The 19644-nt window shown below is 62.1% G+C and carries 18 protein-coding genes; 7 read left to right on the forward strand and 11 right to left on the reverse strand.

What is annotated here, in order from left to right; translation table 11 throughout:
- Complete coding sequence (locus FSZ31_RS06085) at window positions 1-1392, forward strand: cryptochrome/photolyase family protein (protein WP_147122250.1); 1392 nt, start codon at window positions 1-3, stop codon at window positions 1390-1392.
- Window positions 1389-2657: a class I SAM-dependent methyltransferase gene (locus FSZ31_RS06090; protein ID WP_201739125.1), complete on the forward strand. Its 1269-nt coding sequence runs from the start codon at window positions 1389-1391 to the stop codon at window positions 2655-2657. Before FSZ31_RS06085 ends, FSZ31_RS06090 begins: the two co-directional genes overlap by 4 nt.
- Here FSZ31_RS06090 and FSZ31_RS06095 read toward each other — a convergent pair whose 3' ends face one another.
- Window positions 2658-3362, reverse strand: a complete 705-nt coding sequence (locus FSZ31_RS06095; RefSeq protein WP_147122252.1) for an SDR family NAD(P)-dependent oxidoreductase — start codon at window positions 3360-3362, stop codon at window positions 2658-2660. It abuts the gene before it with no gap.
- A complete protein-coding gene (gene purF, locus FSZ31_RS06100; RefSeq protein WP_147122594.1) occupies window positions 3362-4819 on the reverse strand; it encodes an amidophosphoribosyltransferase in 1458 nt (485 codons plus the stop codon). The genes FSZ31_RS06095 and purF overlap by 1 nt, the downstream gene beginning before the upstream one ends.
- 244 nt (window positions 4820-5063) lie before the next feature.
- On the opposite strand from purF, the gene FSZ31_RS06105 reads away from it, so the two are divergent.
- The 4 genes from FSZ31_RS06105 (at window position 5064) to FSZ31_RS06120 (ending at window position 9422) form a co-directional block, all read left to right on the forward strand.
- Window positions 5064-5534 (forward strand): hypothetical protein, encoded by a 471-nt coding sequence (locus FSZ31_RS06105; RefSeq protein ID WP_147122254.1) that lies wholly within the window; start codon window positions 5064-5066, stop codon window positions 5532-5534.
- A 38-nt stretch (window positions 5535-5572) separates the two neighbouring features.
- The gene (locus FSZ31_RS06110; RefSeq protein WP_147122256.1) at window positions 5573-6043 is read left to right on the forward strand and encodes a MerR family transcriptional regulator; all 471 of its coding nucleotides are present in this window, start codon (window positions 5573-5575) and stop codon (window positions 6041-6043) included.
- Window positions 6043-7851 (forward strand): acyl-CoA dehydrogenase C-terminal domain-containing protein, encoded by a 1809-nt coding sequence (locus FSZ31_RS06115; protein ID WP_147122257.1) that lies wholly within the window; start codon window positions 6043-6045, stop codon window positions 7849-7851. Before FSZ31_RS06110 ends, FSZ31_RS06115 begins: the two co-directional genes overlap by 1 nt.
- A gap of 65 nt (window positions 7852-7916) precedes the next feature.
- Window positions 7917-9422 (forward strand): phospholipase D-like domain-containing protein, encoded by a 1506-nt coding sequence (locus FSZ31_RS06120; protein WP_147122259.1) that lies wholly within the window; start codon window positions 7917-7919, stop codon window positions 9420-9422.
- Here FSZ31_RS06120 and FSZ31_RS06125 read toward each other — a convergent pair.
- Genes FSZ31_RS06125 through FSZ31_RS06135 form a run of 3 tightly spaced genes read right to left on the reverse strand, consistent with a single transcriptional unit; the run spans window position 9419 to window position 12857 of the window.
- Window positions 9419-10615, reverse strand: coding sequence for a cell wall hydrolase (locus FSZ31_RS06125; protein ID WP_147122261.1), 1197 nt, complete (start codon window positions 10613-10615; stop codon window positions 9419-9421). The two genes, FSZ31_RS06120 and FSZ31_RS06125, sit on opposite strands and share 4 nt — an antisense overlap.
- Window positions 10616-10632: 17 nt before the next feature.
- On the reverse strand, window positions 10633-11553 hold the full coding sequence (gene cysK / locus FSZ31_RS06130) for a cysteine synthase A (RefSeq protein ID WP_147122263.1): 921 nt from the start codon (window positions 11551-11553) through the stop codon (window positions 10633-10635).
- Complete coding sequence (locus tag FSZ31_RS06135; protein WP_147122265.1) at window positions 11550-12857, reverse strand: MFS transporter; 1308 nt, start codon at window positions 12855-12857, stop codon at window positions 11550-11552. The genes cysK and FSZ31_RS06135 overlap by 4 nt, the downstream gene beginning before the upstream one ends.
- A 202-nt stretch (window positions 12858-13059) precedes the next feature.
- On the opposite strand from FSZ31_RS06135, the gene FSZ31_RS06140 reads away from it, so the two are divergent.
- Window positions 13060-13761, forward strand: coding sequence for a L,D-transpeptidase family protein (locus FSZ31_RS06140; RefSeq protein WP_236643678.1), 702 nt, complete (start codon window positions 13060-13062; stop codon window positions 13759-13761).
- A 48-nt stretch (window positions 13762-13809) separates the two neighbouring features.
- Here FSZ31_RS06140 and FSZ31_RS06145 read toward each other — a convergent pair whose 3' ends face one another.
- From FSZ31_RS06145 to FSZ31_RS06170, 6 genes are all read right to left on the reverse strand, one after another.
- Window positions 13810-14040, reverse strand: coding sequence for a hypothetical protein (locus FSZ31_RS06145; RefSeq protein ID WP_236643679.1), 231 nt, complete (start codon window positions 14038-14040; stop codon window positions 13810-13812).
- A gap of 156 nt (window positions 14041-14196) precedes the next feature.
- Window positions 14197-14400: a cold-shock protein gene (locus FSZ31_RS06150; RefSeq protein WP_147122267.1), complete on the reverse strand. Its 204-nt coding sequence runs from the start codon at window positions 14398-14400 to the stop codon at window positions 14197-14199.
- Window positions 14401-14736: 336 nt separating this feature from the next.
- Window positions 14737-14988: a hypothetical protein gene (locus FSZ31_RS06155; protein ID WP_236643680.1), complete on the reverse strand. Its 252-nt coding sequence runs from the start codon at window positions 14986-14988 to the stop codon at window positions 14737-14739.
- A 702-nt stretch (window positions 14989-15690) separates the two neighbouring features.
- Window positions 15691-16860, reverse strand: a complete 1170-nt coding sequence (locus FSZ31_RS06160; protein ID WP_147122269.1) for a M23 family metallopeptidase — start codon at window positions 16858-16860, stop codon at window positions 15691-15693.
- A 471-nt stretch (window positions 16861-17331) separates the two neighbouring features.
- Window positions 17332-18675 (reverse strand): serine hydrolase domain-containing protein, encoded by a 1344-nt coding sequence (locus FSZ31_RS06165; RefSeq protein ID WP_161595962.1) that lies wholly within the window; start codon window positions 18673-18675, stop codon window positions 17332-17334.
- 207 nt (window positions 18676-18882) lie between these two features.
- Entirely contained in the window at window positions 18883-19338 is a 456-nt protein-coding gene (locus FSZ31_RS06170) for a YaiI/YqxD family protein (protein WP_147122598.1), read from the reverse strand.
- Between the last annotated feature and the right edge of the window lie 306 nt (window positions 19339-19644).

Here is a 19644-nt window from a genome sequence, read left to right on the forward strand (position 1 = left end):
ATGAGCGACCCTGTCATCCTTTGGTTTCGCCGCGACCTGCGGCTGTCCGATCAGGCTGCGCTCCTTGCGGCCTGTGCCGATGGACTGGTCGTGCCGGTCTACGTCCTCGATGACGATGCGCCGGGCGATCATGCGATTGGCGGGGCGGCGCGCTGGTGGCTGCATCATAGCCTTTTCAGCCTCGATGGCGACCTGCGCGCCAAGGGTTCGCGGGTGATCCTGCGACGCGGCAACGCGGTGGAACAGATCGCGAAGCTGGCCAAAGACGTCGGTGCGCGCCGCGTTCACGCGCTGCACCATTACGAGCCGTGGTGGCGCGATGCCGAAGCCGCCATCGCCGACCGCATCGACCTCGTCCTCCACGACGGCAATTACCTTGCCCCGCCGGGCAGTGTCACGACGGGGGCGGGCGAACCGTACAAGATCTACACGCCGTTCTGGAAAGCGCTGGGCGAGCGTATGCCTCCTGCCGAGCCGCACAACGCTCCGCGCGAGATCCCCGTGCCGACGTCGTGGCCAGGCTCGGACGATCTGGCCGACTGGGACCTGCTACCGACCAAGCCAGACTGGGCGACGGGTTTCGGCGAAGACTGGACGCCCGGCGAAGCGGGCGCGCGGACGCGTGTCGCCGATTTCATCGACGAGGCGGCCGATTATGACGAGGCACGCAACCTGCCGTCGCAGGAGGGCAGTTCGCGCCTGTCGCCGCATCTCCATTGGGGCGAAATCTCGCCAGCCTATGTCTGGCATCGCATCGCTGCAGCAGGGCGCGGCAAGACCGGCGTGAACACCTTCCTCAAGGAAGTTGCCTGGCGCGATTATGCGCAGAACGTGATCCTGCAGTTCGGCGACTATGCGAGCAGGAACGCACGCGACCGCTTCGACCCGATGAAATGGCGGACGGGCAAGACCGCCGATGCCGATTTTGCTGCGTGGACGCAGGGCCGCACCGGCTATCCGATCGTCGATGCGGGTATGCGGCAATTGTGGACGACCGGCTGGATGCACAACCGCGTGCGGATGATCGCGGCGAGTTTCCTCGTCAAACACCTGCTGATCGACTGGCGGCGCGGCGAACGCTGGTTCTGGGACTGTCTCGTCGATGCCGATTACGCGAACAACGCGGTGAACTGGCAATGGGTCGCGGGCACGGGTATCGATTCGAACATGTTCGTCCGCATCATGGCCCCGCTGTCACAATCCTGGAAATTCGCCGCCGGCGATTATATCCGCCAATGGGTGCCCGAGCTGGCGGCGCTCGACGACGATGCCATCCACGATCCGCACGAAGCGGGTTGCGCGCCGCGCGATTATCCCGCCAAGCGGGTCGAACATCGCGCCGCGCGCGAGCGCGCGCTGGCCGCTTATGCCCAGATGAAGGCCGCATCGTGAACGATCAGCACGATGCAAAGCGCGGCGCGCACCTCGTCGCTGGCGATCGCGGGCTCGTCGCGGGACGGCTCTGGGCGCGCCTGTGGGCGCGCGGCCGCGCCCGCGTCTTCGAACGCGTCATCGAGGGTATCGACAAGGGCCTGAACCACGGCACGATCGAGGGGCGCCTGCCAGATGGTAGCACGCGGATCGTCGGCGGCCGCGGCGACGGTCCCTATGCCGTCTGCGAGATTTCCAGCTGGATGGCGCTCGTCCGCCTCGCCAATTCGGGATCGGTCGGCTGGTACGTCGCCTGGACGCGCGGCGAATGGACTTCGCCCGATCCGGTCGCGATCTTCGACCTGTTCATGCGCAATGCGCGCAGCCTCGGCGGGGTCGCGCGCGCCAAGGGCATCTGGCGGATCGCCAAGCGGCTGATCCATCGTTTCAACGGCAATTCGGCGCGCGGCGCGAAGCGCAACATCGCGGCGCATTACGACCTCGGCAATGATTTTTACGCCGCGTGGCTCGACGAGACGATGAGCTATTCGAGCGCGATCTTCGCCGGCGACGAGTCGCTCGAGAGCGCGCAGCGCCGCAAGATCGAGGCGATCGCCGACCGGCTGGCGCTCGAACCGGGCGACCGATTGCTCGAGATCGGCTGCGGCTGGGGCTATCTCGCCAATCGCTTCGCGGAAAACGGCGTCGCAACGACCGCGATCACTTTGTCCGAGGAACAGCGCGCCTGGGCCGAGCAGCGCTATCTCGCGGGCGGCAAGCCGCTGCGGTTCGAACTGGTCGATTATCGCGCGATGACGGGGCAGTTCGACGGCATCGCCAGCGTCGAGATGGTCGAGGCGGTGGGGCAGGAATACTGGCCGCAATATCTCGACTGTATCGCGCGCTGCCTGAGGCCCGGCGGCCGCGCGGCGATCCAGTATATCGCTATCGACGATGCGATTTTCGCCGATTACGCCGCCAGCGCCGATTTCATCCAGACCTATATCTTCCCTGGCGGGATGCTGCTGTCGACCGAGCGTTTCCGCGCGCTCGCCGAAGCGCGCGGCCTCGTCTGGAGCGACGAGACGCACTTCGGTGGCGATTATGCCGAGACGCTGAAGCAGTGGCGCGAACGGTTCGACCTGGCTGTAGAAGAGAAGCGCCTGCCGGCCGGTTTTGACAAACAGTTCCGTGACTTGTGGCGCTATTATCTGATGTACTGTGAAGGCGGATTCCGCGGTGGCGGCATCTGGGTCGCGCAGGTTACGCTGACCAAATCAGCCTGATCAGCTGCCCAGTTCGAGGCGCTCGGTGCTGTCGAAGCCGCGGTCGATCAGGGCGACGATCGCATCGGCGACGACTTCGGGCGATTTGAGATCGGCCGGATTCTCGCCGGGATAGGCGCGCGCGCGCATCGTCGTGCGCGTAGCGCCGGGATCGACGATCGCAGTGCGGATTTTCGAAATGTTGCATGTCTCGGCGCCATAACAGGTGACGAGCGTGTCGAGCGCCGCCTTCGACGCGCCATAGGCGCCCCAGAAGGCGCGCGGCGACTGGCCGACGCTTGAGGTGATCGCCACCAGCCGTCCGCCGTCGGACTTTCGCAGCAACGGATCGAACGCAGCGATCAACGCCTGCTGCGCGAGGACGTTGAGCGTGAAGACGCGGTTGAGTTCCTTGCCATCGATCGTCGTGACTGGGGTCAGCGTGCCGAGCGTCGCGGCGTTGAGGATCAGGATATCAAGATGGCCCCAGCGCTCCCTGACGGCTTTTGCCAGCCTGGCGATGCTCTCTCCGTCGGTGAGGTCGAGCGGCGCGATCGTCGCATGGCCGCCGGCGGCATGGATCGCCTCTTCGACCGCCTCCATGTCCTTTGCGGTCCGCGCCACGAGAATGACGTGAATGCCCTTTCCCGCGAGGGCCTGGGCGGTCGCCGCACCGATCCCGCGGCTGGCCCCGGTGACCAGCGCAACCTTGTCCTCGCCCGCCATCAGACGAGATGCTCGCCGAGCAATTGCAGCTGATCCGAATCGCTGCCCTTGGCATGATCGGTCAGCGGGGTTGGATAATCGCCACTGAAACAGGCATCGCAATATTGCGGCACCTTATCGTCGCGAGCGGCCTCGCCCAGCGCACGGTACAATCCGTCGATGCTGACGAAGGCGAGGCTGTCGGCGCCGATATGCGCACACATCTGGTCGACGTCCTTCGATGAGGCGAGCAGGTTTTCGCGCCGCGGCGTGTCGACGCCGTAAAAGCAGCTGTTGCGTGTCGGCGGACTGGCGATCCGCATGTGCACCTCGGTCGCGCCGGCGTCGCGCATCATCTGCACGATCTTCATGCTGGTCGTGCCGCGGACGATTGAATCGTCGATCAGGATGACGCTCTTGCCTTCGATCAGCGCCTTGTTGGCGTTGTGCTTGAGCTTGACGCCGAGATGGCGAACCTTGTCGCTCGGCTGGATGAAGGTCCGGCCGACATAATGCGAACGGATGATGCCCAGTTCGAACGGGATGCCCGATTCCTGGGCATAGCCAATCGCCGCGGGTACGCCGCTGTCGGGCACCGGAATGACAAGGTCGGCGGCGATGCCGTTCTCACGCGCGAGTTCAGCCCCTATCGCCTTGCGCACCGAATAAACCGAGGACCCGTCAACGATCGAATCGGGGCGCGAGAAATAGACGTGCTCGAAGATGCAGAAACGCGGCGGGGTGGCGGCGAACGGCTTGACCGAGCGGATTTTCCCGTCGCGGACAATGATGATCTCGCCCGGTTCGACCGAGCGGATGAACTCGGCGCCGACAACGTCGAGTGCGACCGATTCGGATGCGAAGATGACGGCATCGTCGAGCATGCCCATGACGAGCGGTCGAATGCCGAGCGGATCGCGCGCCGCGATCATCCCTTCGGACGTCAGGCAGACGAATGAATAGGCGCCCTCGAGCTGTTTGAGCGCATCGATGAAGCGATCGATCAGCGTCGAATAGAGCGAGGTCGCGACCAGGTGGATAACGGTCTCGGTGTCGCTCGTCGACTGGAAGATCGAACCGCGGCGGACAAGGTCCTTGCGCAGTTTTTCGGCGTTGGAAATATTGCCGTTGTGGGCGACCGCAAAGCCGCCCGAGGACAGGTCGGCGAACAGAGGCTGGACGTTGCGCAGTGCAGTCTCGCCAGTGGTCGAATAGCGGACATGGCCGATTGCCGAATGGCCGCGCAGCGCGCGGATGATCTCGTCGCGATCGAAATTGCCCGCGACATGACCCATCGCCCGGTGCGAATGAAAATGGTCGCCGTCATAGCTGGTGATGCCGGCGGCTTCCTGCCCGCGATGCTGCAACGCATGAAGGCCAAGGGCGACAACCGCCGAGGCGGTATCGACATTGGCAATGCCGAATACGCCGCACTCTTCGCGCAGCTTGTCGTCGTCGAATGGGTCGGTTGTGATCAGCACGGGCGGCCTTCTGGCTGGGGTCGATCAACGGCGGCGAAGCGGACTTCGCCCTTGCGGGCCATATAGGGATGGTGCCCCAATATGTCTGCCCCCAATCTACCTTTTCTGTTGCCGCTTGGTGCGCGGCGTGGAGATGCGATAGGAAGCCCGCATGACAGCCCTTTGCCGAAACACCCTCTGGCCCTGCGCTGCGCTGATACTTGCGCTCGCGCTCGTTGGTTGCCGTGACGGCGAGGCACCGATGTCGCGGCCAAGCGAATCGTCGCTCGAAACCGCGGCGCGCGACGCGGGCGTGATCGCCGACAGCGATGCTCTCAATCCGGTCGGTTCTTACGCAAGGCGCCATGAAAACGGTCTGCACGAACTGTGTATCGCGCCCGGTCCCGCAGCGAACGACTATGTTTTCGGTATGATCGCCGACCTTGGCACAGGGCTTTCGTGCCAAGGCAGAGGGCGGGTTTCGGAGAGCGCGGACACGCTTCGCTTTGTCTTCGACGGCGTTCCCAATTGCGCCATCGACGCACATTATGACGGCGAAGGAATCCGGCTGTCGGGCAAGGTCCCGCCGCAGTGCGCCGCGCTATGTTCGGCGCGCGCTACCTTTGCCGGACTATCGGTCCTGCGATCAGGCTGGTCGCGCCAGGACGCGCGGCGCGTGCGCGCACGCCACGCCGCCAAGGGTGTCGCTGAAGGCGAACTGCTCTGTGGTTGACTTGACGTTCACGTAAACGGCATGTAGAAATCTTGCCCATGACGAGTTCTCACGGCCATGCGCATCTCGACACGCCCGACGTCCATGGCCGCCAAACCTATTCGATCGGCGACTTGTCGAGCGAATTCGACGTCACCGGTCGCGCGCTGCGGTTTTATGAAGACGAGGGCCTGATCGCGCCGACGCGCAAGGGGCTGACGCGCGTCTATTCGAAGCGCGATCGCGCACGGCTTGCGTGGATATTGCGTGCCAAGCGCGTCGGATTCAGCCTGGCCGATATCAAGGAGATGATCGATCTCTACGATGTCGGCGATGGCCGCGCGGTCCAGCGCCGTGTAACAATCGAGAAATGCCAGGCGCGGATCGACCTGCTGAAAGGTCAGCGCGAGGATATCGACAGCGCGATCGACGAACTCAAACTGTTTGTCGAAATGGTCAAGAAAGCCGATCGCGGGGAAATGCCGCCTACCAGCATCAAGCGCCGCAAAAGCGCATCGAAAGGAAGTTAATGCCCAGCTATTCCGCGCCCGTCAAAGATACGCGCTTCATCCTCAACGATGTTATCGGCATCGATCGTTTCGCCAATCTGCCGGGGTTCGAGAACGCGAGCGGTGACATGATCGACGCCATTCTGGGTGAAGGCGCCAAGTTTGTCGAAGAGGTGCTCTTTCCGCTCAACCAGCTTGGCGACCTGCAGGGTTGCAAGCGCCACGACGATGGCAGCGTGACGACGCCTGAGGGCTTCAAGGCGGCATATGACAAGTATCGCGAAGCAGGCTGGGGCACGCTGTCGGCGCCCGAGGAATTTGGCGGACAAGGCATGCCGCATGTCCTGGCAATGGCGTTCGAGGAATATATGACGAGCGCGAACATGGCGTTCGCCATGTATCCCGGCCTGACGCACGGCGCGGTCTCCGCGATCCTCGCCAAGGGTTCGCAGGGGCTGAAGGAAAAGTTCACGCCCAAGATGATCTCCGGCGAATGGGGCGGGACGATGAACCTCACCGAGCCGCAATGCGGCACCGATCTCGGCCTGATCCGTACCAAGGCAGAGCCGCAGGGCGACGGCAGCTACAAGATCACCGGCACGAAGATCTTCATATCGTCGGGCGAGCATGACCTCACCGACAACATCATCCACCTCGTCCTTGCCAAGACCCCCGACGCGCCCGACAGCGTCAAGGGGATTAGCCTGTTCATCGTGCCCAAGTTCATGGTCGGCGATGACGGATCGCTTGGCGAGCGAAACGCCGCTTCGTGCGGATCGATCGAGCACAAGATGGGCATCCACGCCAATTCGACCTGCGTGATGAACTATGACGGCGCGACGGGCTATATGGTCGGCGAGGAGAACAAGGGTCTCGCCGCGATGTTCGTGATGATGAACGCGGCGCGGCTTGGCGTCGGCCTGCAAGGACTCGGCATTGCCGAGGTCGCCTATCAGAATGCGGTCGCCTATGCCGGCGATCGCCGTCAGGGGCGCGCGCTGACCGGGCCGCAGGATCCCGAGGCAAAGGCCGACCACCTGTTCGTCCATCCCGACGTCCGCCGCATGCTGATGGAAGGCAAGGCGGTGATCGAGGGACTGCGCGCACTGATTATCTGGGGCGCGCTCCAGGTCGATCTGAGCCACAAGGCCGAAGACGAGGGTGACCGCCAGATGGCCGACGACCTGATCAGCCTGTTGACCCCGGTGATCAAGGGCTATGGCACCGACAAGGGCTATGACATCGCGACCAACGCGCAGCAGGTCTTCGGTGGCCATGGCTACATCGCCGAATGGGGCATGGAGCAATATGTTCGCGATGCCCGGATCGCGATGATCTATGAAGGCACCAACGGCATCCAGGCGATGGACCTTGTCGGTCGCAAGCTGGCGCAGAATGGTGGCCGTGCGGTCCAGGCATTTTTCAAGCTGGTCGACGACGAGATCGCCGAGGCGAAGAAGGACGAGGCGCTCACTGCTTTTGCCGATGCACTCGACAAGGCCAATGGCCAGCTCAAGGCGGCGACGATGTGGTTCATGCAGAACGGCATGCAGAACCCCAACAATGTCGGTGCAGGCGCGCACAGCTACATGCACATCATGGGGATCGTCGCGCTCGGCCTGATGTGGCTCCGCATGGCGACGGTGGCACAGGCGAAGCTGGCCGAAGGCGCCGAGGATGCGGCGTTCTATGAAACCAAGCTCGCCACCGCGCGCTATTTTGCCGAGCGGATCATGCCCGATGCCGGCGCCTTGCGCCGCAAGATCGAAGGCGGCAGCGATGCGGTAATGGCGCTGAGTCCGGAGCAGTTCGCGTCGGCCTATGCCTGATGCCAAGTGCGGAAGGCGGGAAAACCATTCTCGCCAAGCCTCTAGCTAGCTGCTAGCCGCGCGGGATGGCCGTCACTGCATCTGTTCGCCCGTCGTCCCGTGCGCTTGCCCAACCTGGCAGCAATAGCTGGAAAGTGGCCCGCGCCGACAAGGTCGCGGTGATCGTCGATGCGTGCGATTATTTCCGTATCTTGCGCAAGGCGATGCTTGCTGCGGAAAAACGGATCATGATCGTCGGCTGGGATTTCGACACGCGAATCGATCTCGATCCCGACGACGACGAGAGCATGGATCTGGGGCATTTCATGCTCCAACTCGCCAAGCAGCGGCCCGATCTTGAGATCCGCATCCTCAAATGGGATTTCGGTGCGTGGAAGTCGCTATTGCGCGGATCGCATTTGTGGATGCTGTTTCGCTGGGCGATCACCAAGCCGATCCGGTTCAAGTTCGATGCCAAGCATCCGCCTGGGTGCAGCCATCACCAGAAGATCGTCGTGATCGACAATTGCCTCGCAGTATGCGGAGGGATCGACATGACCAGCGACCGCTGGGACACCCGCGATCACGAAGACGACGATCCGCGCCGTGTCGAGCCCAGCGGCAAGGCCTATGAGCCTTGGCACGATGCCACGACATTGCTCAATGGCGAGGCGGCGGAGGCGCTCGACGAACTCTGCCGCGAACGTTGGAAAGTCGCGACGGGCGAGACGATGCATGCGGTCACCGGTCGCAGTGACTGCTGGGTTGACGAAGTCGAGCCGCACTTTCGCGATGCCGATGTGGCAGTCGCGCGGACGCGTGCGGCGTATGAGGACCAGGTCGAGATCCGCGAAATCGAGCAACTCTATCTCGACATGATCTGCTCGGCCGAGCGCTTCGTCTACGCCGAAAACCAGTATTTCACATCGCCCAAGATCGCTGCGGCGGTCGTGGCGCGGCTCGAGCAAAAACCCGATCTCGAGATCGTCATGGTTCAACCGCTGACCGCCGATGGCTGGATCGAGCAGGTTGCAATGGACGGAACGCGCGTGCGGCTGTGCAGGATGATCGGCAAGAGCGACCCAGACGATCGTTTTCGCATTTTTTATCCGCTGACCAAGGGCGGCACAGCGATCTATGTCCATGCCAAGGTGATGATCGTCGACGATCGCGTCCTGCGGATTGGCTCGTCGAACATGAATAACCGATCGCTTGGCCTCGACAGCGAATGCGATGTCCTGATCGAGGCGTCGCAGGTCGATGACGAAGCGGCTGCACGAGCCGCGATCCGGTCCATCCGTGTCGGCTTGCTGGCCGAACATCTGGGCACCGATTGCGACGTAATCGCCGACACCTTGGCCGAGACCGACTCGATGCGGGCGACGATTGCGCGCTTTGCCGATGAAGGGCGATGTCTCAAGCCGATTACGATGGACGAGCCCGAAGGATTCGAAAAGTTCGTCGCCGATCGCGAGATGCTCGATCCCGAATCCGCCGACGAGATGTTCGAACCGCTCGCCAGACGCGGGCTGGTCAAGTCGTTCTGGGTCAATTTGCGCCATCGCCGCAGTCGCGGTCGCAACGTCCGTTAGGATTTCATGCAGGCGTTCTTGGGAAGGCTGGGGAATGCGGCGCAATCGAACAGCGCGCGTTCGAAGCCGCTTTTCTTGTCGCGCAAATAGCTGAACGCCATCGATTTGCGCGCGGCCGCGGACAGTTCGCCATTCGTCGGCACAAGCGTTTTGTCGGTCCAGCCGAACAGCTTGCAATAATCGCGATCGCCGCATTGGGTGAGGGCGAGAGCCTTGAGACTTGCGGGCGTCGCACTGGCGGGTGCTCCGATGAAGACGGTATTATCGAACACCTTGGCCGTCGTCGCAGGTGCCGCCGCGGCGACCGCCTGATCAAGCGTCTCGATCGAATCGAGCGCGGCCAGTGCCGCTCCCGGGTTGTGCGCGGGCGAATAGGCGGCAAGCTTGGCAACCACGGGTTCGTCAGGATTAACGCGCGACCGGAACGCCGCTGGCGTGCCCCAGCCGCCTTTCCAGCGGAAGAAGAGATGCGTTTCGACTGCGGCAAGTTTGTCGAGCGTATCGCTCCAGTACGGTACGACCCAGTCGGTATGGTAATGCGTTGCAAGGCCCACGCGCTTGTCGACTAACCCGCCGAGCTCGAGTTGCGCCATCGCGCGCGCCCGATCCCAGGCGGCGTCGCTGTAACGGCGATTGAGCGCTCCATCGCAGGTGAAGGTGAACTGGCACCCAGTCTGCCGATCGCTGCCCTGGAAGACGACCCCGCACACCGTCTTGGGGAATGCGGGGTGGCGGACGCGATTAAGGACAACTTGACCGACCGCGCGCTGGCCATCGCTATCGTCGCCCGCTTCGTAGATCATCGCGGCGGCAAGGCAGTCACGTGCACGATCGAGCTGGATATCGTTGCCGGCAAATTTGAACGGCCTGGCAGCGACGATCGGTCCCGCAACAAAGGGAACGCGATCGTTGACCGCGCGCGCATCGTCCACGGCAATGGGTTTGAGCACTAGTGGTTCGACCGGCGGCGGTGCTTCGGGCGGCGGCGCCAGACTGCGCGATGCCGCTGCTCGCGACTGAGCGTTTGAAGAATCCGAGGAGAGAGCGGGAGGCGCAAAAGTGCCCAGGAGGAGCGGCAGGATCAACACTGCAGCCGCGATCAGCACACCGATCGCGCTCGCCAGACGACGTTCGCCAGACGGCAGCCTGGCAGAACCCACATAGGCGGGTCGGTTGGTGTCGAATTCGATCATGGAGCCGCTTTAGCGGATCATTCCTCTGGGAGGAAATCGGGCACCGACAAATAGCGTTCGCCGGTGTCGTAGTTGAATCCCAGAATACGTTTATTGGGACCGGTCTCAGCGATTTTCTTCGCTATAGCTGCCAAGGTTGCGCCCGACGAGATGCCCACCAGCATGCCCTCTTCGGCGGCGGAGCGGCGCGCCATGTCCTTGGCGCTGGCAGCATCGACCTGAATCGCACCGTCGATGGCATCGGTATGGAGATTGCCCGGGATGAATCCGGCGCCGATCCCCTGGATAGCGTGCGGGCCCGGATCGCCGCCCGAAATGACCGGCGACGCGTCTGGCTCGACGGCGAACACCTGAAGATCGGGCCAGTGTTTCTTGAGCGCCTCGGCACAGCCGGTAATATGGCCGCCAGTGCCAACTCCGGTGATCAATATGTCGATTGGAGTGTCCTTGAAATCGGCGAGGATTTCCTGCGCGGTTGTGCGCGCATGGACCGAGACGTTGGCGGGATTTTCGAACTGCTGCGGCATCCAGGCGCCGTCGGTCGCGGCGACCAGCTGGGTCGCGCGTTCGATTGCGCCCTTCATGCCCTTTTCCTTGGGCGTCAGGTCGAAGGTCGCGCCGTACGCGAGCATCAGGCGACGCCGCTCGATCGACATGCTCTCTGGCATGACGAGAACGATTTTGTAGCCTTTGACCGCGGCAACCATCGCGAGGCCGACGCCGGTATTCCCGCTGGTCGGTTCTATGATCGTCCCGCCGGGCTTGAGCGAGCCGTCGGCCTCGGCCGCTTCGACCATCGCCAACGCGATGCGATCCTTGATCGACCCACCGGGGTTTGAACGTTCCGACTTGATCCAAACCTCGGCATCGCCGAACAGTCGCTGGATACGGACATGCGGCGTGTTGCCGATCGTTTCGAGAATGTTCGCTGCTTTCATGGCGGGCCTTCCTTGACTGTCGGTTCATCGTCCATGTCGGGAGGGTCGAACGATTTCGCAAGCCTGAGCTCGGGAAAGAGCCGCGCCCAGGCGATCGTGATGACGATCGCCCCAATGCCCCCGGCGACGACCGCGGCGACCGGGCCGAGGAGCGATGCGAGCAATCCGCTCTCGGTTTCGCCGAGCTCGTTCGACGCTGATATCGTCAGCAGCGAGACCGAACTGACGCGTCCGCGCATCGCGTCGGGGGTGTGAAGCTGGATCAGCGACTGGCGAACGTAGACGCTGACCATGTCGGCTCCGCCGGCGACGACGAGCGCCGCAACGCTGAGCCAGAGGTATTGCGACAGGCCAAATACGATAATCGCGCTGCCGAATATGAAGACCGCAGCGAGCATCTTGACCCCGACATTGCGGTGCATCGGCCGGATCGAAAACCAGATCGCGGTAACCGCAGCGCCCGCGCCCATCGACGAGGCGAGAATGCCGAGACCGGCAGCGCCGACGTGCAATATGTCGCGTGCAAAAACGGGCAGCAACGCGGTGGCACCGGCGAGCATGACGGCGAACAGGTCGAGCGTAATCGTCGCCAGCACGAGGCGGTTCTTGCGGACATAGCTCAACCCGTCGATCATCTGCTGAAGCGGTTTGCGATCACGTAGCATCGCAGGTTGGGCGACCGGACGGATCGATATCACCCCGACCAGCGCGATGAGGAACAGCGTGGTGCATAAGCCATAGGCGGCATCGGGATGGATCGCATACATTGCGCCGCCAATGCTCGGTCCGGCGATCATACCCGCCTGCCAGGCGATGGACGACACTGCGATTGCGGTGGGGAGGACTTTGCGGGGGACCAGATTGGGTGCCAGCGCACTGAAAGCAGGGCCTGAAAATGCGCGCGCGATGCCGAGGAAGAAAGCGACCCCGAACAGCGCGACGAGGCCGAGATCGCCCCGCCATGTCAGCAGTCCGAGGACGCTCGCGCAGCAAAGCTGGATGAAAATCGTCACTTGGCCGATCCTTCGGCGGTCGAAGCGGTCGGCGACCCAGCCGGTTACCGGCGTCAGGAAGAATAACGGGACGAACTGGACGAGCCCGATCATGCCGAGCAGGAAAGCGCTTTCACGAACCGACATTTCGGCGCGCGCAATTCCGTAAACCTGCCAGCCGATGATCAGGACGAGCGCCGACTGCGCAAGTGTGCCCGCCAGCCGCGCGACCCAGTAACGCCGAAAGTTGGCGATCCGGAATGGATGGCGGTCGAGGTCGGGGACGTCCGACGGGGCGGAGAGTGAGGGCATTGCCGCGCTGTATAAGGCGACATTGGCGAGGCCAACCGAAATTACCGACGGCCGCCCAAGGGATGTTTACCTTCGCTGCTAGTCGCGTCTCCAATCGGGACGGCATCGCCAAGCAGTTGGCCAAGCGCGTGCGGATTGGCTAACAAGAGTTTAACGCGCACCAACGAGGACAGTCATAGTGATCAGCAGGCAGGCGAACCCAATGCCAATAACGCGCACGCCGCGCGTGGTGCTGTTGGCGGCATTGTCGGTGTCGGCGGTGTTGATGTCGGGCTGTTCACGTGATGCGCAGACGAACCTCGCGTCGCAGCAGGCCAATCCGGGCGAGTCAAGCGTCGCGACGGCCAATGCAGATGCTGCAGCGGTCACGGCCAAGGATCGAAAGAGCGATGCCACGGACAAGGCGGGGCAGGGCAATTTGCAGCCCGCCGCCAGCGATTCCTATGTCGTCAAACGCGTGCTCCAGATCGACGGACCGTTTCGCCATGGCGACTATGTCTGGGACGATGAAGGCGTACCGCCGGGACAGATCGTCATCACGGTCGACCTGAAGGCGGAGACGCTATCGGTGTTCCAGGGCGGTTACGAGATCGGCGCGGCGGTGATACTGTTCGGCGCCGACGAAAAGCCGACCCCGACGGGCGTCTATCCGATCACCCAGAAGGATGCCGATCACGTCAGCAACCTGTATAATTCGGCGCCGATGCCGTACATGCTGCGGATGACCAACGACGGCATCAGCATCCACGGCAGCGAAGTCGACTGGGGCTATGCGACGCACGGCTGTATCGGCGTGCCGGTGGCATTCGCCAAGAAGATGTTCGGCGTCGCCAAGCTCGGCGACAAGATCATCGTCACCAATGGCGAACGGCTCAAAAGCGGGCAAGCGATCACCGCGATCTGATCGACCGCAACACCAGCGTGGGATGGTAGGGCGCCGAACGCCCAGGCGCTATGCCGCGGCGGTTTCGGCGGCAGCGAGCTTCGCGGCTTCGACGCGAGCGCGGCTCGCGGCTTCGCGGATTTCGCGCTGTTCTTCGTATTTTTCGGCGCGTTCGGCCATCGCTTCCCAATGGCTCATCGAGCGCAGGCAGCGTTCACGTACATTTTCGAGAGTCGTCGCTTCGGCGGCGCGGCGATCTGCTTCTGCGCGCTGCCGGTAGAATGCCAGATTATCGGCCAATTCCAAATCTCCGCCAGGATGTTTGTGAGTATCCCGACCCGAGAATCGAGCGGGATATCAGGATAGTAAGTTTCGCCAACGAGGTAAAGTCGGCAAGGTAAAGGCGCGGACCGGGGCGGAATGAACCGCCGCCGACCCGCGCCCTTGGCCGAAATATCAGACCGCTTTGAGGTCGGTCGCGGCGGTGCGGCCGCGCTCTTCGGTCAGCTCATATTCGATGCGCTGGTTGTTCTCGAGCGTCTGCATGCCAGCGGCCTGGACCGCCGAGATGTGGACGAACGCATCGCCCGAACCGTCTTCGGGGGCGATGAAGCCATAGCCCTTGTCGCTGTTGAAAAACTTTACTGTGCCTACGGGCATATCAATTTCCTTGGGTATCAGTCGAACCGGATTAAGAAGTCCCCCGCAGGCCGTCCGGCTCGTAGCATCGGCTTTGCGGGGAATGATATGGCGCAGCCGCGATCAGGTCGGGGCGGCGCACATGTGAAGGGCATTCGGCGAACGACGCGCGACGATCGGCGCGGAGGCGCGATGCAGGTCGTGTCGTTTCGGGAATGCGTGAAGCAGGGTAGAAAGCCTTAATCGTGCAGCAAGCAGGGAGCACTCAAAGTCTCTCAGCCACGCGTCGGCTTGCGGCCGGATTACGCGCGATCTGCAGAGCATAACACAATCTTTCGCCAAAGTCGCCCAAATTGTTCAGGCGTGCCGACGAGCGATAAAGTTGGTCCGCTTGACCTCGCCCTTGATGACGTTGCGGCCGAATGCCTTATGCATCACGGTGGCGTCTTCCATGTTGTTGAGAACGACGCGTGTGCCGCCGCCGGGCAGGGGTTCGATCGCGCTGATCGCGATGTCCTTGCGGTCGCATTTGGTGATGACCTGGTCTTCCTGGAGGCGCACGTTGATCGCACGGGTCACGGGAATTTCTGCGTCACTATCAAGAATCATGTTGGGCTCCGGCCTCCAAGCGGGGGCGCGATAGGATCCCTCAGTCACCGACGCGCTCGATTGGGGAAGCGGGTGATGAGGCGCGTTTAGCACGGATCACGGGCCAGCGGGGAAGTTTCTCGCGGCACCTGCGCGGCGAGCCAGAAGCTCGAAAAATTCGCGATACGTCCCCGCCGAAGATCGCTCCGCAGCGCAGCGGGAGAGACGTCGCGAGCGCGGGCGCGATGCGAGCGGAGGAAGCGGCGGAAGAGGCGACAAGTTCATGGGGTTCACACCGTCCAGGGACGGGTTCACACTGTGACCCTGGCGCGTGCCCGAAGAATGGGGCGCCGCGCCATCGCGACGGCAGGCCGGGTCGATCTGGCAGGTCGGGTACATGAGTCGACCATGCGCCATTGTATAAATTGTAGGAAAGCGGTTTTTTAAAAAGGATGCTTATTCTATTCACGTAATATGGCGTTCGTACAAGCCGATGACTGTTTAGCGCCCTACTTCCGTCATAGCCGGTGCCGTGAAATATCCCTGAGAGCGGACCGACTGCTTGGCTGGACAATTTGTGGGCCGCGATGTCAGATTATGGGTGGTTAGCTCCCTCGCGGCTATTGGTTAGGAAAGCCCCAAAAGCAGACTTTCAAGCTCGTCAGACTCCCGCTAATTTGACGCGGAGTAACGGTCCGCATCGCTGATGTAGCTGCGCAGTTTTCAGTTCACGGATTTGCCATCAAAGCTAATGACCGCGTTTTCTATAGGTAACTCTTCGCGCCGCCGATTCTCCGAACTGGCAGGGCGCTCGTCCCAGCCGGCTGTGCTCTCAAGAACTTCCAGCGATGGCACGTGCCCTTCAACGTCGAAGTTCTCGAACGCATAGGCAACTCCCTCCGCTCCAAGTGCGGACGCACCATCGGCAACATGGATGTGAAGGTGTGGGGCGTCCGATTGACCTGAGTTCCCGACCTTCGCGATAACCTGCCCCTTATGGATTTGCTGACCTTTTTGAACGACTATGCTGCCGGGCAACAAATGGCCGTAAAACACATATGCGCCGCCGGGCAGTGCAAGTACGACATTGTTGCCGCCGATCGTGTCTAGCGTGATAGGAACGGAAGGCGCAGCCCCAGGGCTATTGTCAGGGACGCCAACGTGCAAAGCTTCCACGCGGCCATCTGCGACGGCAAGGACATCAGTTCCGTAGCCCGCCCATGAAGCGTTCTGGCTGGGGTCACCACGAAAAGCATGACCCTTGGCATCTAGCTTTACAAAGTCGATTGCATAGCGCTGAGCGATACGCGCCTGGCCATTTACCACGACAACCGTGCGCCGGTGATCGTTTGTGTTCGATAATGCGTTCGCTGCGACCCAACCGCTTCCTCGCAGTGGCGGTCCGAGCATGATCGGTGCGTTCCGGCTGACCCTCAAGGGCGGTGTGTCAAGGATTGTGCGGCTCGCTGGGACGTCAGGCTTGGAGGCTTTGATATGTACGCGATGAATCAATTCAGAAGGGATTGCGGCTTTTCTGGCCAGAATCGTGTCAAAGTAAACGAGGGCAAATGAGCCGGGAGCGATCTTCAGCTTCGCACTCCCCTCTGTTTCCTGCCCCGGTGTCCCAATCATGGTGACAAGCGCCGGGGCGTCGTAATGGTGAAGAACATTGCCCGCCTCGATGACATCGATGCTCTCAAGCTCGACTCCACGAGGCGAAAAGTTGGAAAAGCGCATTTCGTAAAGAAGATGCACACCGTCTTCACCCTCGATTGGAACAGGCGGCGAGCTTGCCACTACGTCGAGCGGCACGACCGAGGGCTGTTCAGCCATGGCCGGACTGACCGCCATCAAGTTCGAGACAATGAAGATCGCGAAATAAAGCTTTTTCAAGGCCAAGATTCCTCATTGGAAATAAGGCAGATCATGCGAGACTGAGGCTTGGTTTTCAAGCAATCTCGTGCTGACAACAGTTCCGTCCCATCGGTGGCAATTCGGCTGTTCGCTCTGATTATGACCGCCCCTAACGGCAAAACGTCCTACGAGGCGCGTTATGAGCGTCCGCTAAAAATACTGCCGAAAAGGTCGACCAAACTTCCCTTTCTGGGTCGTTAGCAGAGTGTCCGGTTTTGGTGGGAGCTTCTGCCAGAGCTACTGTGATGTCGATACTAGCTCGCCCTCAGAGCCCCAACAGTATGGCCCATGACATGAGGTAGCAGACCATCGGCGTTTACCACGTCAGATTGCTTCAATTTCCCAGGGTGAGGGTTGAGGAAGCTCCCCATGGGGAATTGAAGGATGCCTAGAGGCGTTCTTGCCGTAAGCCGAGCCGCGCCCGCACCGTGCGTGCTTTGTGTCAGAATATTAGCCGGTGGTTACGCTCGCGAGCAAATCTCGGGCGAGGGTGTTATCGGGGAACAAATCGGAGGTCAGTTGCAGAAGGTTCTTGGCTTCCTCGCTCTTTCCTTTCTGACTTAGGCCCATTCCGGCCATCAACATCGGCATCGGACCAATCTCCAGCTCGTTCGCCCTCGCCCACTTTCGGTACTCGCTGACGGTTGATGGAAGCTGGTGATCAAGCGCCGCGCGATAAAGAGTGACCTGCGGGTCTGCTCCTGGGAGCCGCGCCTCGGGGTCACCATTGGCATAGGCGAGCAGCGGCTTGAACAGAAACAGCGGTGCGTTCTCCAGGTTGGACAGCAGCACCAAGGTGTAGTTTGCACGTCCGTGCCTGAAACGGATTAGCTCAGCGCCGCCACCTTGCGTGGTCCCGCCCTTCGTCACATAGTGCCGGTCACCGGCAGCATAGAGTTCCCAAACCAGACCCACATCGGCGCCGAGATCCTCCCAGTGCGCGACGGGACGGGTGGCCAGCTGGTCAAGCACAGAACCGAACCAGAGGTGCCGCTCTATACCCCTTGAAAAAGCGAGCAGGTCGTCTGCGGTCGCGTACCAACCACCGTCCGGCCCGGGCCGGGGATCCTGCAATGACGGATCAATGGTTCCATCAGGGCGCAGCACAAAGCCATCAGGCCGCTCCGGACTTGCCTCGTCGGGCTGCAAGGCGACTATCGTGTTCATCCCCGCAGGTTGAAAGATCTCCTCACGAAAAAGCGTTTGCCAATCGCGATGTTGTGGGTCGGTTTTCTCGAGGATCCTTGCGAGCACCCAGAAGGCACTGTTCGAGTAGAAGAAACCAGTGCCGGGCGCGAATTCAACCTTTCCGCTGCGAACCAGGTTCAGGAAGTCGTCTGTGCTCCGCTGGGCAAGCGAGTAATCGGGATTGTCGAAATAATTGCCGTAACCTGAGGTGTGGGAGAGCAGTTGCCGGATGGTGATCTTGTCGGCGTTCGGCAAGCCGCTTTCGGGCCAGTGCATGGCAATCGTATCGTCGAGTGTTAACCGCCCGTTCTGAACCTGCTTTAAAATCAGAGCCATCGTGAAGAGCTTGCCGACCGACCCTATATTGTAGTGCTGCCTCGGCGTGGCAGGGGTGCCTTGCCGATCACGCGGCCCGTAGGCTTTGCGAAGCAGAACCTTGCCGTCCCTCGCCAAGAGCACAGTGCCGTAGAACCTGTCGTGACCCGCAGCCGCGGACAATGCTGCGTCAAGCCGCGTCGCCAGTGGATCGGGGGATTGAGCAGCAACGGGTACCGCGGGGCACAATGCAATCAGAAGGCTGGAGATTGCAGTTACAAGGTTTCTCATCCAAGTTAGACGCCACAAAATTCCGCGCGGGTCAAGTGGCCTCCGTACAGCGTCAACTATCATGATCTCCGCGCCGCGTTCCACCGCTCTGAAAATGCGCGGAAGGTGCGCTTTTTGGGAATCGGGGACGAGAAGCCGACGGGCCGCAGGTGGCACATTTGTGCCATTTCGGCTGGATACAATCCTTGGCTGGCATGCCTGGCCGCTTTAGCGGAGCGAGCTCACGATCGCCGCATCGAGCGCCTGCAGATAGCGCGAGCGATCGGCCTTGGCGAAAGGCGCTGGCCCGCCGAGCTGCTCTCCGCCGGCGCGCAGGTCGGCCATGATCGCGCGGGTGGCGATGGCGCCGCCGATCGAGTTGGCCGTGAAGGGCTTGCCGGTCGGGGCGAGGACGCTCGCGCCGGCCTTGAGGCAACGGTCGGCGAGGAGGATGTCGGCGGTGACGACGATGACCGCGGTCGCGCCGCGCGCATCGCATGTTTCGGCGATCCAGTCGTCGGCGGCGTCGAAGCTGTCGCTGACGATGACGCGGTCGATCAGCGGGTGATCGGGAATGCGGATGTGCGCGTTGGCGACGATCGTCACGCGGACGGCGTGGCGCCAGGCGACCTTGTACGTCTCGTCCTTGACCGGGCAGGCATCGGCATCGATCAGGATGCGCAGGCGCGACGGCGAAGTGCCGCCGTCGCTGCCTGTTGCTTCGGATCCTGCCGGGCCGACGGGATAGTCTTGGGCGCTCACCGCGTTGGCTTGGGCCCGCTGGGCTTGCGGAACATCTTGCCGCTGCCGTCGCTGCGCTTGCCGGCGAACTTGCCCCCGCTCTTGCCGCCCAGTTTCCCACCAGGCCCCTTGCCCTTGAACGGCCGCTTGGCAGCATAGTCACGCTGCGGCGCGGGCGGCTTGCCGTCGGCGCCGGTTACCGGGCGCATCGTCTTGCGCGCTGCGGTGGGGGCGTGATCGCTACGCTCG

The organism is Flavisphingopyxis soli, from assembly GCF_007995095.1.
Taxonomy (GTDB): Bacteria; Pseudomonadota; Alphaproteobacteria; order Sphingomonadales; family Sphingomonadaceae; genus Flavisphingopyxis; species Flavisphingopyxis soli.